At 62.9% G+C, this 14448-nt stretch carries 20 protein-coding genes, 2 tRNA genes and 1 pseudogene; 12 read left to right on the top strand and 11 right to left on the bottom strand.

Going from position 1 to position 14448, the window contains the following annotated elements; genetic code table 11:
* Nucleotides 1–7 precede the first annotated feature (7 nt).
* The 4 genes from J2X09_RS00005 to J2X09_RS00020 are packed head-to-tail and all read right to left on the bottom strand — an operon-like array spanning nt 8 to nt 1602.
* Complete coding sequence (locus J2X09_RS00005) at nt 8–412, bottom strand: hypothetical protein (protein WP_310306903.1); 405 nt, start codon at nt 410–412, stop codon at nt 8–10.
* Nucleotides 409–741 carry a hypothetical protein gene (locus J2X09_RS00010; RefSeq protein WP_204731306.1) on the bottom strand — a complete coding sequence of 111 codons (333 nt, stop codon included), beginning with the start codon at nt 739–741 and terminating at the stop codon, nt 409–411. Before J2X09_RS00010 ends, J2X09_RS00005 begins: the two co-directional genes overlap by 4 nt.
* On the bottom strand, nt 738–965 hold the full coding sequence (locus J2X09_RS00015; RefSeq protein ID WP_204731307.1) for a hypothetical protein: 228 nt from the start codon (nt 963–965) through the stop codon (nt 738–740). Before J2X09_RS00015 ends, J2X09_RS00010 begins: the two co-directional genes overlap by 4 nt.
* A 46-nt stretch (nt 966–1011) precedes the next feature.
* Nucleotides 1012–1602, bottom strand: a complete 591-nt coding sequence (locus J2X09_RS00020) for a LamG domain-containing protein (RefSeq protein ID WP_204731308.1) — start codon at nt 1600–1602, stop codon at nt 1012–1014.
* A gap of 420 nt (nt 1603–2022) precedes the next feature.
* Between J2X09_RS00020 and J2X09_RS00025 the strand changes: the two genes are divergently transcribed.
* From J2X09_RS00025 to J2X09_RS00070, 11 genes and pseudogenes are all read left to right on the top strand, one after another.
* Nucleotides 2023–3144 carry a DNA cytosine methyltransferase gene (locus J2X09_RS00025; protein ID WP_204731309.1) on the top strand — a complete coding sequence of 374 codons (1122 nt, stop codon included), beginning with the start codon at nt 2023–2025 and terminating at the stop codon, nt 3142–3144.
* Nucleotides 3145–3165: 21 nt separating this feature from the next.
* Nucleotides 3166–3294, top strand: a complete 129-nt coding sequence (locus J2X09_RS00030; protein WP_310306909.1) for a hypothetical protein — start codon at nt 3166–3168, stop codon at nt 3292–3294.
* A 196-nt stretch (nt 3295–3490) separates the two neighbouring features.
* Nucleotides 3491–4063 (top strand): hypothetical protein, encoded by a 573-nt coding sequence (locus J2X09_RS00035; RefSeq protein ID WP_204731310.1) that lies wholly within the window; start codon nt 3491–3493, stop codon nt 4061–4063.
* The gene (locus J2X09_RS00040; protein ID WP_204731311.1) at nt 4060–4272 is read left to right on the top strand and encodes a hypothetical protein; all 213 of its coding nucleotides are present in this window, start codon (nt 4060–4062) and stop codon (nt 4270–4272) included. Before J2X09_RS00035 ends, J2X09_RS00040 begins: the two co-directional genes overlap by 4 nt.
* Complete coding sequence (locus tag J2X09_RS00045; RefSeq protein WP_204731312.1) at nt 4269–4463, top strand: hypothetical protein; 195 nt, start codon at nt 4269–4271, stop codon at nt 4461–4463. The genes J2X09_RS00040 and J2X09_RS00045 overlap by 4 nt, the downstream gene beginning before the upstream one ends.
* On the top strand, nt 4456–4830 hold the full coding sequence (locus J2X09_RS00050) for a hypothetical protein (protein ID WP_204731313.1): 375 nt from the start codon (nt 4456–4458) through the stop codon (nt 4828–4830). The genes J2X09_RS00045 and J2X09_RS00050 overlap by 8 nt, the downstream gene beginning before the upstream one ends.
* Nucleotides 4827–5213, top strand: coding sequence for a hypothetical protein (locus J2X09_RS00055; RefSeq protein ID WP_204731314.1), 387 nt, complete (start codon nt 4827–4829; stop codon nt 5211–5213). Before J2X09_RS00050 ends, J2X09_RS00055 begins: the two co-directional genes overlap by 4 nt.
* Nucleotides 5206–5910, top strand: a complete 705-nt coding sequence (locus J2X09_RS00060; RefSeq protein WP_204731315.1) for a DNA cytosine methyltransferase — start codon at nt 5206–5208, stop codon at nt 5908–5910. The genes J2X09_RS00055 and J2X09_RS00060 overlap by 8 nt, the downstream gene beginning before the upstream one ends.
* The gene (locus J2X09_RS00065) at nt 5903–6202 is read left to right on the top strand and encodes a hypothetical protein (RefSeq protein WP_204731316.1); all 300 of its coding nucleotides are present in this window, start codon (nt 5903–5905) and stop codon (nt 6200–6202) included. The genes J2X09_RS00060 and J2X09_RS00065 overlap by 8 nt, the downstream gene beginning before the upstream one ends.
* Nucleotides 6199–6342 (top strand): annotated as a pseudogene (locus J2X09_RS27025) (excisionase family DNA-binding protein); the annotation flags it as partial. The gene J2X09_RS00065 and the pseudogene J2X09_RS27025, both read left to right, overlap by 4 nt.
* A 17-nt stretch (nt 6343–6359) precedes the next feature.
* Nucleotides 6360–7355, top strand: a complete 996-nt coding sequence (locus J2X09_RS00070; RefSeq protein ID WP_204731317.1) for a tyrosine-type recombinase/integrase — start codon at nt 6360–6362, stop codon at nt 7353–7355.
* A gap of 17 nt (nt 7356–7372) precedes the next feature.
* On the opposite strand, the gene J2X09_RS00075 is transcribed toward J2X09_RS00070, so the two are convergent.
* The 7 genes from J2X09_RS00075 to tolB all read right to left on the bottom strand — a co-directional run bounded on the left by J2X09_RS00075 (nt 7373) and on the right by tolB (nt 12400).
* Nucleotides 7373–7448: transfer RNA gene (locus J2X09_RS00075), tRNA-Lys, on the bottom strand.
* Between the two features lie 43 nt (nt 7449–7491).
* Nucleotides 7492–7567 (bottom strand) — tRNA-Lys (locus tag J2X09_RS00080).
* A 75-nt stretch (nt 7568–7642) separates the two neighbouring features.
* Nucleotides 7643–8470: a tRNA threonylcarbamoyladenosine dehydratase gene (locus tag J2X09_RS00085; RefSeq protein ID WP_310306914.1), complete on the bottom strand. Its 828-nt coding sequence runs from the start codon at nt 8468–8470 to the stop codon at nt 7643–7645.
* Complete coding sequence (locus J2X09_RS00090; protein WP_204731319.1) at nt 8467–9579, bottom strand: YeeE/YedE family protein; 1113 nt, start codon at nt 9577–9579, stop codon at nt 8467–8469. The genes J2X09_RS00085 and J2X09_RS00090 overlap by 4 nt, the downstream gene beginning before the upstream one ends.
* Nucleotides 9580–9664: 85 nt before the next feature.
* On the bottom strand, nt 9665–10447 hold the full coding sequence (ybgF, locus tag J2X09_RS00095; protein WP_204731320.1) for a tol-pal system protein YbgF: 783 nt from the start codon (nt 10445–10447) through the stop codon (nt 9665–9667).
* A gap of 5 nt (nt 10448–10452) precedes the next feature.
* Nucleotides 10453–11025, bottom strand: coding sequence for a peptidoglycan-associated lipoprotein Pal (gene pal, locus J2X09_RS00100; RefSeq protein ID WP_374726473.1), 573 nt, complete (start codon nt 11023–11025; stop codon nt 10453–10455).
* Between the two features lie 82 nt (nt 11026–11107).
* On the bottom strand, nt 11108–12400 hold the full coding sequence (gene tolB, locus J2X09_RS00105) for a Tol-Pal system beta propeller repeat protein TolB (protein ID WP_204731321.1): 1293 nt from the start codon (nt 12398–12400) through the stop codon (nt 11108–11110).
* A 222-nt stretch (nt 12401–12622) separates the two neighbouring features.
* On the opposite strand from tolB, the gene msbA reads away from it, so the two are divergent.
* Entirely contained in the window at nt 12623–14431 is a 1809-nt protein-coding gene (msbA, locus tag J2X09_RS00110) for a lipid A export permease/ATP-binding protein MsbA (protein WP_204731322.1), read from the top strand.
* Nucleotides 14432–14448: the final 17 nt, after the last annotated feature.

Consider the following 14448-nt stretch of genomic DNA (forward strand, 5'->3'; position numbering starts at 1 on the left):
CGGGCGGTCACGTTACCGAAACGGCGCTGAGAACATCGCTCAGCCCACCGGTCACGATGCGCCGAAATGACCGGTCACATTCGCCGAAATACGCAGCATAGGCGCGGTTGGCCAGCGCCTTGGGGTTGCGCACGTAGCCCTTGGCGAACTCGATTTCTTCAGGGTCGACAACGCCGTCACGGTCGAGGTCAAACCCGGTCTTGAAGATGCGGGCGACACGGGCCGGGTCCGTGTAGAACATGTTCTCTTCCATCTTCGTGAAGCCCTGCGACTCAATCATGCAGTGCGCAAGAAACGCGGCGCGGCGCTCGTCGGTGGAGATGTCGTAGAGCGCCATGGCAGCCTTCAGCGGCTCGGCAAACGCCCTAGCTTGCGTCGGGTTCACGCCGGCTGCTATCAGGCGATCAATCACGGCTGCCCATCCCTGTGTTCAGGAATGTCCTTCTTCTCCTGACTGATGTTGCGCAAGACAAACCCGGCAACAGCAAGGATCGCAATGGCGGCCTGCACCAGAGCACCCCATGTCCACGATGGGTAGAACAAAATCTTGGCCTGCAACTGCTCTTGCGTCACGAAGACGAGCACCGAGCCCTGAATCGATGCGATGGTCGCAAAGCACCAGTTGGAGTACCAGCGAATGGACTTGCGCCAATCGCCGACCAGACCCTTGCGCTGAATGAGGCGGCGCACCAGCGCGATAGAAGCAGCGACGGCCAGAACGGCAAAAATCCATGTGGTCATGAGAGGTCTCCAGGTTGGGTGAAATTGCCCTTGGTCCAACGCTTGAGGCGCATGCCCCACTCGGTTTCTTCTCTCCACCACTTACGCAGCAGGTACAGGGCTTGAAGAATGAACATCGCGATTGCGATCCACTCCGCGATAGAAATCCGGGTCAGGATCGCGTAGGTTGAGGTGGGCGTGGACACCGCGGCTTGAACCACGATGTCTTTGATTTCTTGCTTCATGGAGTTGGATGAGTGGGCAAAAGAAAACCCGCCGAAGCGGGTTGAATCAGGAGTTAGGGAACGGCGCTGCGGGCGGGGTAAAGTTGGCCGTGTAGCGCGCAACGCCAGCGGTTATCCGCACCTCATCGATGAATCCGTCAAAACGCCGGTCAGCCCCTGTTGACGCGCCGATCTTGAAGTCGCTCACGGCGTTGTAGGCTGTCGAGTTTGTCGCTGTCGATCCTGCCTGAACCCCATCAACAAACGCCCTCAGGCCTGTACCCTCTCGACACCAGGCAACGTGATACCAGATGCCCGTTGAACGCGTAAATGGGAAGACGCTGTCCCACGCGGTGTTCAATCTGCCTAGGCGCATCTCGTTGCCGACAAAAGCGAAATCCATCTCCGCATTGTTCAAGCCTGCAAGAAAGCCCATATCGGCCGTCGTATCAAAACGAACAAAACCCTCGACGGTGAAGTCACCCGTGCCAAAGGACATGTTTGACGTGCTTTGCAAGTACGCCGTTCCGCTGAATTCCCCTGCCGCGCCTCCAAAAACACTCTCATCGGTGCTGACGTGAGCTCCGCCGTTGGGCACCATCGTCCGAACAAATGAGCTGCTGTCAGGAAACGACGTGCTGTCGTCTGGGCCGTCCATGTGCAACAACAGCTGGACGTTCGCGAAGTGGGGGTCCGTCCCACCTCCACCACCCACAATAGCCCTTCCTGCAACCACGCCTGGAATCACGGAGCCTCCACGGTGACGCCGATCACATCTGCCTCGTCAGAGCCAGTGCCGACGATCTTGATCGTGGCTGTACCGCCTTGAGGAACTACCAGCGACCCGCCCGCAGGTGCGTTAAGCGTGAACGTGCCAGCCTCGGTCAGCGTGAGGTCTCCAGCGCCCACATTGCGCACGTGGTACTCCGCGCCGTCCGCGTAGGTCTCAGCGCTGTCAAAGGTGCCGCCTAACCACTTTCCGGGGCCATACGCACAGGTGCACGTCCTCCTCCCCTGCCTCAACTTGCCTGATGCGTGCCCCTTTTTTATTCCGGTCTGACTCTTTTACTGAACTGAAATGGAGAAGAACGTGAGATTCGGATCTGTCTGCAGCGGCATCGAGGCGGCCAGCGTCGCCTGGAACGTCCTCGGCTGGGAAGCCGCGTTCTTCTCCGAGATCGAACCGTTCCCGTGTGCCGTGCTGGCTCACCACTACCCCGACGTGCCCAACCTGGGCGACATGACCAAGTTCAAGGACTGGCCCGATGCAGCAATTGACCTTCTTTGCGGAGGAACCCCCTGCCAATCCTTCAGCGTCGCAGGACTCCGAAAGGGACTGGCTGACCCACGTGGCAACCTCATGCTTACCTTTGGTGCTATTGCTGCAAGGTATCGCCCCCAATGGCTGGTTTGGGAGAACGTCCCCGGCGTCCTGTCGAGCAACGGAGGGGCCGACTTTGGTGCCTTCCTCGGGATGCTGGGCGAACTCGGGTATGGGTTCGCCTACCGAGTTCTGGACGCTCAGTACTTCGGAGTGGCCCAGCGACGCCGCCGTGTGTTCGTTGTCGGATGTCTTGGAGACTGGCGAAGTGCCGCCGCGGTTCTTTTTGAGCGCCACAGCATGTCGGGGCATCCTGCGCCGCGCCGAGAAAAGGGGCAAAGAGTTGCCAACGCCCTTACGGATCGCGCTGACCGAGGTGGCACAAACAGCGAAGGACAGCGCCTGATCCCTGAGCTCGCGGCCTGCGTCACAACGGGCACGGGGCAACGCTATGACACCGACACCGACACCGACACCATTCTGCCGGTGGCTCACAGCCTGCGCGGCGAAGGCTTTGACGCTAGCGAGGATGGCACGGGCCGCGGTACACCGCTTGTGCCCGTTGCTCACATCGACGTAATGCCCGCCATGCTGAATGGGGCGAATACCACTGCGGGGCACAGCGCGCGAAGCGGTCACAGCAAAGACGCTTACATCGTCCCCGCAGCAAAAGCAGTTCGCCGCCTCACCCCTCGGGAATGCGAGCGCCTTCAGGGCTTTCCTGACGACTACTCGCTGATCCAGCACCGCAACAAGCCTGCGGCAGACAGCCCCCGCTACAAGGCGCTGGGTAACTCCTGGGCAGTTCCGAACGTCCGCTGGATCGGACAACGCATCGAAGCCGTGCGAGCGATTCAGTCGCTTCGCCAGGCCGCCTAACCCCCAGAGAGGAGCATAGCTATGAGCGGACAACAAATTGCAACGATGGCCAGCGTTCAAGAGAAGGTCAAGGAACGCATTCAGGCATCTTTCATGGACCTGATCCCTGCCGAACTGTGGGAGGGGATGGCTTTCTTTCCGACACGGTAGAGATCGTGAAGGAGCAGGACCGCAGCTACCGGGGGGACGTATTCACCTGCGCCGGTCGAGACGACCACGCGCTGGTCGGCACTCGCAAAGCCTCGTATGCGTCGACGGTGACTTTCGTTCATGACGAAGTGACCTACTACCCGGTTGGGCCTGAAGTGATAGAGGCCCTAGGCCTGAGCAGCGAGGAACCCCAGCCATGACCACCAACACCCATATCGCAGCGCAGCTACGCGCCATCTCCGAGTGGCTTGCATCGCAGGTCAACATGGAGCAGAACAGCTACGACGAACCGCCACAGCACGCAACCGAGTTTGATCAACGACTCGACCAAGCAGCGTGCGAGATTGGTCAATGCGCCCAAGCCCTTGAGGCCGCCCCTGCTCTGGATGCGCAGGGGGAGAGATGTTTGCTTGCTCCTCCCGAGTTCAATACGCCTGAGTACCACGCGGCAGTTCTTGAAGCGGTCCGTTCTGGAAGGGTCACCTACGCACCCGGATGGAACAAGCCGGAAATAGTCCACAAAGCGGCAGCCGTCGCAAACCGGTTCGGCGTGCTTGAGGACAACGCCTTTGAGCTTGCCGAGCAGATTCTTTCCATCGCCCCACCCCCTCCGGCAGTGGGAAAGCCGCTCAGTGAGGAGGAGATCGATAAGGCGTACATCAGCGCCTATCGAACGCTCAATCATCACCACAGCATCGACTACTTCCGCGCTGGCGTTCGACATGCAGAAAAGGCTCGCGGAATCGTCACCAAGGAGACCGGCACATGAGGCCTGATTACTGTCCGGTCGGCGGCGAACCATGCCAGTCGATGTGCGCCACGCCATGCAGCACCGTGCGCAAGCGCCTCACCAACGACCAGCGCCGAAAACTACTTGAAGCCGCCGACCACCTCGAAGGTGACGGACATTTCATGGATGCGTCCGATGCGGATTGGGCCGCTCGTTGGCTTCGCAAGACCGTGGAGGATCACCCATGACCCGCGTCCGCGATCTACAACCCGGGCAGCAATTTGTGCTCAAGCGATCCGGCGACCGATACGAATTCATCGGACACAAACGCGACACGCCGGGAGGTACGCAGTACGTGGTGCTTCGTTCAGGTTTCGCCCGACCGACCACTTTGCACCATTCGTGCCACATCATCATCAAGGAGACCGGCAATGGCTGACCTGATCGCTGGCGCCGTCTTCACCGTGCCGTATCCCTATTTTCGTGAAGAGGTGGATCTTCCCCCGGAAGACGCTCAAAGCGGACCAATCACGGCCATCACATGGCGGCCGGGCGTCCGCTGGGTTCAGCGATACGACGACTCCGATGCGGAGGCCGAAGGCATGGGTGCAATGCTGCTGACCGTAATCGACGTTCACAAGCCGGGCCGGTTCCCTGCCCGCGTGTTCTTCACCCGCCAATGGCAAGACCCAGACGGCAAGCTGTTTGGCAAGGGCGGACTGCGGATCACCACCGTGCCGGCCTTTCTTCGCCGCGCGAAGGGCTACATGCACGAGTTTGAGCTGGTCACCAAGGAGCACTCATGAATCCATCTAGTGAACGAGAGGCGCTGCGCGAACTCGTGACGTCGTATGGATTTGCATTCCACGCGGCAATTGCCAGGCCAGACGCTCATGACACGATGCGAGCGAAGGCCGATCACATCCTTGAGACGATCCTGCAGAGGTATGCCGCCCTATCCACCCAACCCCAGCAGGCAACTGCCGACCTGAGGAACTGGGGCGCATTGGTGTTTCCTGCCATGGATCAGGCCGCGAAGACGCTTGCCACTGTCGAGTGCGCAGACTTGCATGAACAACAGATGATGGATGAGTTGATCGAAAAGCTGAAATCGCTATCGATCCAGTACGCGACCATCGTTCGGCCTCTTCCTCCAGTACCTGGACAAGAAGGGGGAACTGGTGAATGAGTTGGCTCTTTTCGCGGGCGCTGGTGGAGGAATTCTCGGCGGCCACCTGCTCGGATGGCGAACCGTCTGCGCTGTCGAGTTCAACGCCCACTCCGCAGGCATTCTGGTGCAACGACAAAACGACGGCGTTCTCCACACTTTCCCGATATGGGATGACGTGCGCACCTTTGACGGCATCCCGTGGCGAGGGCGCATTGACGTGGTATCTGGCGGGTTTCCCTGTCAGGCCTATTCCAGCGCAGCTCGAGGAAAGAACACTGCGGATGATCTCTGGCCGGAAATGCGGAGGATCGTGGCAGATGTCGCTCCCCGGTACGTATTTGCCGAAAACGTTAGCAAGAGGGCCATCAACCGCGCAGCAGACGAACTTGAAGAGATGGGTTTCGCGACCAGATGTGTTCCCCTATCCGCGTCGGACGTGGGTGGTGACCATGTTCGGGAACGATATTGGTTACTTGCATACACCGACGTGCACAGCGAACTACACAGCCCCAAGCATGCAGAAGTGGCCCAGCGCCAGAGCCTTTACCCTGGTATTTGGGAGGCCTACCCCGACGAACCACGAATGGCTGATGGGATGGCCGATCGGATGGACCGACTTCAAGCCACTGGCAATGGACAGGTTCCTGCAGTGGCAGCAGCAGCATGGCGCTTGTTAGCCCCCATTCATTCCCTGGAAGGAAATCAGCATGAGTGATCCGCTTTTCAAGGTCGCCTATGTCCCATGGTGGAAACCCATCAGACTCGCTAAGCGAAACGCTGTGGGCGGCTGGGATTTCGTGGGCTGGGTGTGGCGTCAGCGGGCCTACCTGGTCAACAACACCGCCCACGGCTGGATCGCCTTTGCAGAGGACCAGACGCCGGAGAACATCGACGTGTGGTTCTGCCCGCACTGCCAAGCAAGTCTGCGGGGCGGCACGCGGGCCAAGCTTTTGAGCGCAATCCATGGCGAAGGCCGTGCTGCTGCCAGTTTGGGAGAGAAGATGTGAACGGAGAGACCTACCTGACCGCCCAGGAAGCCGCCGCCAGGCTCAAAATCAGCGCCCGGAAGGTCTATGCCCTGGCCGCTGCTGGCGAGCTTGCAGCCTACCGTTTCGGGGCGGCTGTACGATTTGCCCCATCCGACCTTGACGCCTACACCCAAAAATGCCGATCACCCGCCACCACTCCGGCGCCTGGTACTACCAGTTTGACCGTGTCATCAATGGGCGGCGAACACGCGCTAACCGCCTACTTCCAGAAGGCACGACGCGGGCGCAGGCGCTCGACTTCGACCGACGTGAAACCGCGCGCCTCTTCCAACTTGCGACTGGTGGCGACAAACCCGAGCCACTGATCGCCGATGCGGTGCTGGAGTACCTGCAGCACCATGCCCCGAACCTCAAGAACCGGGACGACATCGAGGCGGCGCTGGAGATCCTGGAGCCGTTCTACAACGGGCGCAAGATGTCCGAGCTGGCGGAGGTGGCAGCTGAATACATGAAGGTGACGACGGTCAAGCCGGCCACCACCAAGAACCGCCTTGCCTACCTGCGAGCGGCCTGCCGGTGGGCCTGGAAGAAAAAGGGCATGGGCGAGCACGACCCGGCCGAGCGCATGATCCTGCCAACAGTGAAGAACGCCCGGCACTTCTACCTCACCCGAGAGCAAGCCCTGAGGGTGTTCCGCCGCATGGGCCTGTCATGGTCGCGGGATGCCGCCCGGGTGGCCTTCTACACCGGGTGGCGCATCAGCATGGTGCTGTCAGCCGTTCCCATGGAAACCCACTCCGGGCTGTTCCTGTACATCCCCGACTCGAAGAACGACGATCCGCAGATGGTGCCCGTCCACCAGAAGATCGAACACATCGTGCGCCGGCACTGGCCACCCCAGGTGACAAAGTGGACCGTCAGCAAGGAAGTGAAGGCCGCTCTGCGCGCTGAGGGCTTGGGCCATGCCCGGCTGCACGACCTGCGCCACTCTGCTGCCTCGGAAATGATCAACAACGACGTGGACCTGTACACGGTGGGCAAGGTGCTGGGGCACAAGAGCGCGGTCAGCACCGCCCGCTACGCCCACTTGGCGGCCGGGAAGCTGGCGGCTGCTGTTGCCCAGATCGGTGCCAGAAACTCCCATCCAGACCAAAAGAAAAGGGCCGCATAAAGCGGCCCTCTCTCGAATGGTAGGACGTGGCAGGCTCGAACTGCCGACCAACGGATTAAAAGTCCGCTGCTCTACCAACTGAGCTAACGTCCCATCAAAAATGGTCTGGCTGCCGACTGGCAACCGCGGGAAACGGTGGTGGGGCGTGAGTGACTCGAACACTCGACCTACGGATTAAGAGTCCGCTGCTCTACCAACTGAGCTAACGCCCCCGAAGGGATTTACGCGTGAACGCCAGCCACTGGTTCCGGGTTCGAGTCTTGTCGACTGCTGCGCGAAGCCTCAAATTATAGCGTGGTTGTTACCACGCTTTGCGGCCCATGAGATTTTTTTGCACCGGCGGCCAATGTGTTCATCACCCAACCCGCCGCGCAAAGGCCGAAGGTGGCCGTCACACTCACTGCGGAACCGTAGCCGTGGCAGTTGAGAGAGCCGTCGCTGTCCTCCAGACCACAGGAAGCATCGGGCGGCGCGACAGCTTCGCGGCTGAACACACAGGCAACATCCATGCGGCCGCTGCGCGCGCCGGCGTGGTGTTTGCGGAGGCGGTAGCGAAGCTGCGCGAGCAAGGGATCGTGCGTGGTGTCGGCCAGGTCTGCCACTTCCACCGCCTGCGCCTGGCGCTTGCCGCCCGCAGCACCCACGGTGACGAAAGGCACGCCTTGGGAAACCGACCAATGGGCCAGCGTGGTTTTGGCGCGCACCTGGTCGCACGCATCGATAAGCGCCGATGGCACCCCCTTCAGCCCCGGTACGGCATCAAGCAGGCCTGGCCAGTTGTCGGGGGTCACGAACTCATCGATCACGTCGACGGTACAGCCCGGGTGGAACAGCGCGATGCGCTCGCGCATGGCTTCGGCTTTTGCCTGGCCCAGCGTCGGTTCCAGCGCGTGGATCTGCCGGTTGATGTTGGACTCGGACACGTGATCGAGATCGACCAGGCTCAGCCGCCGCACGCCACTGCGGGCCAGCGCCTCCACCGCCCAGGAGCCCACCCCACCAATGCCGACCACCACCACGTGCGCGTCGAAGATGCGCTGCGCGCCGTCCACGCCATACAGCCGGCGCAAACCGCCAAAGCGGCGCTCGAACACCTCGGCAGGCAGCGCGCTCACTCGCGGTCCAGCAGCCACATCTGGAAGCGGAAGCCCCCGATGGCGCCCAGCACGATGCCGCCAACGGCGATCATGCTGAGAAAGCTCAGGGTGGACAGGCCCGACAGGCCCTGCCCCACGGTGCAACCGAGCGCCGTCACACCACCCACACCCATGCAGGCCGCGCCTGCGAGGTGCAGCGCCGTGTCCTGCGTGCTGCGAAAGCCTTCCCAGCGGAAGCTGCCTTCGATGAGCGAGCAGATGAACGACCCAGCCACCACACCAGCCACGGTGACCACGCCGAAGGTGAGCAGTTTGGAGGTATCGCTGAAGAAGATGATCCAGTCCAGGGTGTAGGCCATCGGCGCGGTGAAGGTGAGCGACTCCATGCGGCCCGAGTTGGAGGCGACATAGACCGCATCCAGCGTTTCGGGGTGTTCGGGCACGAAGCCCAGATGGCCACTCACCCACCACATGCCCGCAATGACCAGGCCAATGCCGAGGCCGCCCAGCAGGTTGTTGAAGCTGCGGAATTCGCGACCGGCCAATGCCCACAGCACCAACGCGCCGCCAATGACCACCGCCAGCAACAGGCCGGCCAGCGCGGGTTCCATGCCCAGACCGCTGGACACCCACATCGGAATTGCGCCGCCTGCGGGGATCTCGAAGGCCACTTTGTCCACGGTGTTCACGCGCAGCACCGCGAGCACGCCACGCAGCGTGGCGAAGGCGGCAAAGCCCATCACGAAGAAAACGACCAGGGACTTCAGGCTACCAGCACCGATGCGCACCAGCGTCTTGCTGCCGCAACCAGAGGCCAGCACCATGCCGAAACCAAACAGCACACCGCCCACGATGGCGGAGAGCCAGATGATGCGGTTGGCGGTGTAAATGGATTTGCCAGCATCGATCCAGCCGACCCAGGCCATGCCATAGAAACCCAGCATGGCAACGCCGACGGCCATGCCCCACATGCGCATGCGGGTCCAGTCGCCCATGTTCACAATGTCGCTGATCGCGCCCATGGTGCAAAAATGGGTACGCTGGGCGATGAAGCCGAAGGCCACGGCCACGGCGAAGGCAGCCCAGAGCACCTGGGTCTGCAGTTTGACAAAGTCGGCGATTTCCATGGCCGCCATTGTAGGAGGCGGCCAGTGCCCTCAAGGTGCAAGGGTCACGGCCCCGGCGTGGGTGCCGTGCCTCTGACGACGTGGCTCAGCGCAGTCGCGCCAGCCGCTCGCGGCCCGCTGCGGCAGCTTCCGAATTGGGGTGTGCCTTGACAAGACTCTCCAGCGTGCTGCGCGAACCCTTGGTATCTTTCAGTTCGATCTGGCTGTTGGCCATGGCCAGCATGGCCTCGGGCGTGCGCATATGCGTCGGGAACTCGTTCACCAGGCGGCGGTGGCTCTCCACCGCTTCCTTGTAGGCGCGGCTGGCATACTGGGCATTGCCCAGCCAGTACAGCACCGAAGGCCGGTAGCCGCTGGCAGGATAGCGCACCAGGAAGGCGTTGTAAGCGCTGGCGGCCGGACCGAACTCCGACTTGCGCAGCAGATCCATCGCTGCATCGAAGTCGCGCTTTTCATTGGGCGCGGCCGTGAAGCTCTGGCCGTCGTGATCGACACGCAGCGGCTCGACCTTGCGCAACCGCTCTTCAACGCCGGCCTGCACGTCCTTCTGCTGGCGCTGCAGCTCGGACACTTCCCTGGCGAGCTGCTCGTTCTGGCCGCGCATGCGCGCGAGTTCGGCGCGAAGCTGCTCGATCTGGTTGGACAGCTCCAGCAGGCTGCGTCGCGTGGCCGCATCGGCCTCGCGCGCTTCCGCCTTGGCGGCCGCGTCGGCCTGCTGGTTGGCGTCGACCTTCTGCCGCAGCTCGATGATGGCCCTGCGGGCCTCGTCATCGCCGAACAGCGCGTGCGCCTGCAGCGGCCAGATGGCCGCCACGGCCATGGACCCCACACCCAGCAGGCTGGAGGCAAAGCGGAAGCGGGTCAGCATGTGGCTCAACGGTAGGTCAGCTCAACGCGACGGTTCTTGGCGAAAGCCGCTTCGTCGAAGCCGGTCTGCGCGGGCTTCTCTTCACCGAAGCTCACGGCTTCCATCTGCGAGTCCTGCACGCCCAGCAGCGACAGGGCACGGCGCACCGCCTCTGCACGCTTCTGGCCCAGGGCCAGGTTGTACTCGCGGCCGCCACGCTCATCGGTGTGGCCTTCGAGGTTCACACGGCGGGTGCGGTTGGCGTTGAGGTAACGTGCGTTGGCCTCCAGGGTGGCGGCGGCATCGGCCTTCACCTCGAAACTGTCGTAGTCGAAATAGATGACGCGGGTGAGCGCGTTCGGCTGGGCTGCATCAGCGCCGTTGACGGACACGCCGGAGACGCCACGGGGATCAACCGCACCGGACTGACCACCCGCACCGCCAGCGCCGGCCGCGGTACCCGTGCGATCTTCCACCGGCACGTTGTCGAGCTTCACCCCGGAACTGCAGGCCGCCAGCGCGGCAACCAGGCTCAAGCCGGCCAGCAGGCGCATCCAGCGACTTGCGGTGCGTTGGGACAGTGCGGTGTTGTTGTTCATGAAGAATTCCTTTGAGAGAGATGAAAGAAAGAAGGTCGGTGGACGATAGCGAAGACCCGTCAGGCACGCTGTGCGCTGCCGCTCATTTGAGGAATGGGCCCCATTCGGGCTCGCGGATGTCGCCCTGGGCGCCCGCCAGCCGGGTCTTGATGCGCCCATCGACCGTGGTCGTCATGAGCGCCTCCTGTCCCTTGTCTCGGGTGGCATAGATGATCATTCGGCTGTTGGCGGCGAAGCTCGGGCTCTCGTCGCCGCTGGACTCGCTCAGCGCCGTCACGGTGCCACTGTTGAGGTCCATGACGTGGAGACGGAAAGCACCATTGATGCGGGAAATGAAGGCAAGCCAGCGCCCATCCGGACTGGGTGCGGGCGAAATATTGTAGTTGCCGGTGAACGTGAGCCGCTGGGCATTGCCACCCTGCGCGCTCATGCGATACACCTGCGGCGAACCACCACGGTCGCTCACAAAGTAGATGCTCTTGCCATCAGGGCTGAACACCGGCTCGGTATCGATGCTGGCCGACTGGCTCAGGCGCCGCGGTTCACCGCCGTTGGCATCCATGGTGTAGATTTGCGCATTGCCCGAGATGGACAGCGTGGCCACCACCGAACGTCCATCAGGCGACCAGGAGGGCGCGCTGTTGGAACCCTTGAAGTTGGCCAGCAGGCGGCGCCTGCCCGTGGCGACATCGTGCGCGTAGATGACCGGCTTGCGGGCCTCGAACGACACGTAAGCCAGTTGCCCGCCCCCCGGCGCCCAGCTGGGAGAGATGATGGGCTCCGGGCTCGTGAGCGCGGCGCGGGCGTTTTCACCATCGGCGTCGGCAACCCAGAGGCTGTAGCGCTGGCCGGCCTTGGTCACGTAGGCAATGCGGGTGGAGAACACGCCCTTGACACCCGTGATCTTCTCGAACACGTGATCGGCAATGCGGTGGGCTGCCAGACGGAGGTCCGTGGCGCCGACGGGGTAACTCAGGCCCCCCAGATCCTGCCCGCGCACCACATCCCACAACCGGAAGCGCACATCGAAGCGGCCATCGGCCAGGCGGGTGACGCTGCCGGTCAGCAGGGAGTCCGAGCCGCGCTCGCGCCACGGCCCGAGGTCGGGGCGGGAGGTCTCGTCCAGGCCACCCGACACCGGATCGACAAACCGGAACTGGCCACTGCGTTCGAGGTCGGCACGCACGATGGCGGCGATGTTCTCGCTGGCCACGTCATTGCCACGGAATCCAACGACGGAAAAGGGAAACTGGGTCAGACCGACCCCGGCCACTTCCACGCGGAACTGGGCATGGGCTGATGACAGCGGCAAACCCAGCAGGGGCAAGGATGAAACGAGCCCGAGAACGGATCGCCTCGGAAGTTGGGTCTGCATGTCGTCGTGTCGGGTCAAATCCTGCATCCTGTGTGTCACTTCTGTTCACGCCAACGGTGCTGATCGGGCACCGTGACAACCAACTGATAATAACGGAGGGCTCCTGGCCTTCCGTGACAAGATGTGTGTGCGCCGCCGCCCACGCTGCCTTTGTCCGCTGCTTGATTCCAAGTCCGCCGCATTGTTCCGCCGATCTGCAAGATTTCCTGAAGCGACCCGCCCTTGACCGATTCCGCCGCCACGCACAAGCCCCTGGACGGGACCCTCACGCAACGCCTGCTGCGTCTGTGGCCCTACTTCCGCTCGGCCAAGACGGGCATTCTGGTCGCGGCGGTGGCCACGCTGGTCGGCGCCCTGACCGAGCCACTCATCCCTGCGCTGCTCAAGACCTTGCTCGACCGGGGGTTCGCCCAGGGCAACGTCGAACTCTGGATGGTGCCCGTGGCGCTGATGGGTCTGTTCGGCATCCGGGGAATTGCCGGGTTCACCGCCCAATATGCACTTTCGTACACCGCCAGCCTGGGTTTGCTCAACCTGCGGCGCGCCATGTTCGTCAAGCTCAACGATGCGCAGATGACGCTGTTCGCGCGCCAGAACGCCAGCAAGCTGTCCAACACATTGGTGTACGAGGTGCAGACCGGCTCGCAACTGCTGGTGACAGCCTTTCTCACGCTCACCAAGGACAGCCTTGCAGTGCTGGCCTTGCTCGGGTATCTGCTGTACCTCAACTGGAAGCTCACGCTGATCGTGCTGATGGTCTTCCCGGGCCTGATCCTGATCATGCGCGTGTTGTCGAAGCGCTTCTACAAGCTCACCCGGGACAGCCAGCAGGCCACCGACGAGCTGGCCTATGTGGTGGAGGAAAACGCCCTCGCCCACCGCATGGTGCGCCTGCACGGTGCGCAGGAGCGCCAGACGCAGCGCTTCGACCGCCTGAGCGTGGCCCTGCGTCGCCTCGCGCTCAAGTCCACCATCTCCACCGCCTCGATGACGCCGCTCACGCAGTTGCTGGCATCGGCCGCGCTTTCCGCCGTGATCGCGGTCGCGCTCTGGCAGAGCAGCACCAGCGGAGTGACGGTCGGCAACTTCGTGGCCTTCGTCACCGCGATGCTGATGCTGATCACGCCCATCCGGCACCTGGCGGAGATTGCCGCGCCAATCACGCGCGGGCTGGCCGCACTCGAACGCGGTCTGGAACTGATCGAACACACGCCCGAGCAGACCGGCGGCACGCACACGGCCGACCGGGTGGCCGGGGCCATTTCGCTGCACGATGTGTGGGTGCGCTACCCGGCGAAGGATGGCGGTACCGCACGCGAGGACGACGACAGCCTGGTGGCCCTGCGCGGCGTGTCGCTGGACATACGTCCCGGTGAAGTCGTGGCATTCGTCGGCCCCTCGGGCTCCGGCAAGACGACGCTGGTGAACCTGTTGCCGCGCTTCGTGGAAATCGAACGTGGCGACGTGCGGCTCGACGGCGTGCCGCTCACCGACTGGACGTTGCGCAGCCTGCGCCGCCAGTACGCAATGGTGAGCCAGGATGTGGTGATGCTCAACGACACGCTGGCCGCCAACGTCGCGCTGGGCGCGGCAGACGCCGAGATCGACGAAGACCGCGTGCGCGCGGCGCTCGCCTCGGCCAACCTGGGCGAACTCATCGAACGGCTGCCACAGGGCATCCACAGCACCGTGGGCCACAACGCGGCCGAACTCTCGGGGGGCCAGCGCCAGCGCCTGGCCATCGCTCGGGCCATCTACAAGGATGCGCCTGTCCTGATCCTGGACGAGGCGACCTCGGCACTGGACAACGAGTCGGAACGCCTGGTGCAGGACGCCCTGTCCCGCCTCATGAAGGGCCGCACCACGCTGGTGATCGCACACCGCCTGTCCACCATCGAACACGCCGACCGCGTCATTGTGCTGGCCGATGGCCGCATCCGCGAACAGGGAACCCACCGCGAGCTGCTGCAGGCTGATGGCCTTTACGCCCGGCTCCACGCGCAGAGCTTCCGGCCGGAAACGGGCAACTGATCCCCGCGCCGGCCCCT

Source organism: Hydrogenophaga laconesensis (genome assembly GCF_031457235.1).
GTDB lineage: Bacteria > Pseudomonadota > Gammaproteobacteria > Burkholderiales > Burkholderiaceae_C > Hydrogenophaga > Hydrogenophaga laconesensis.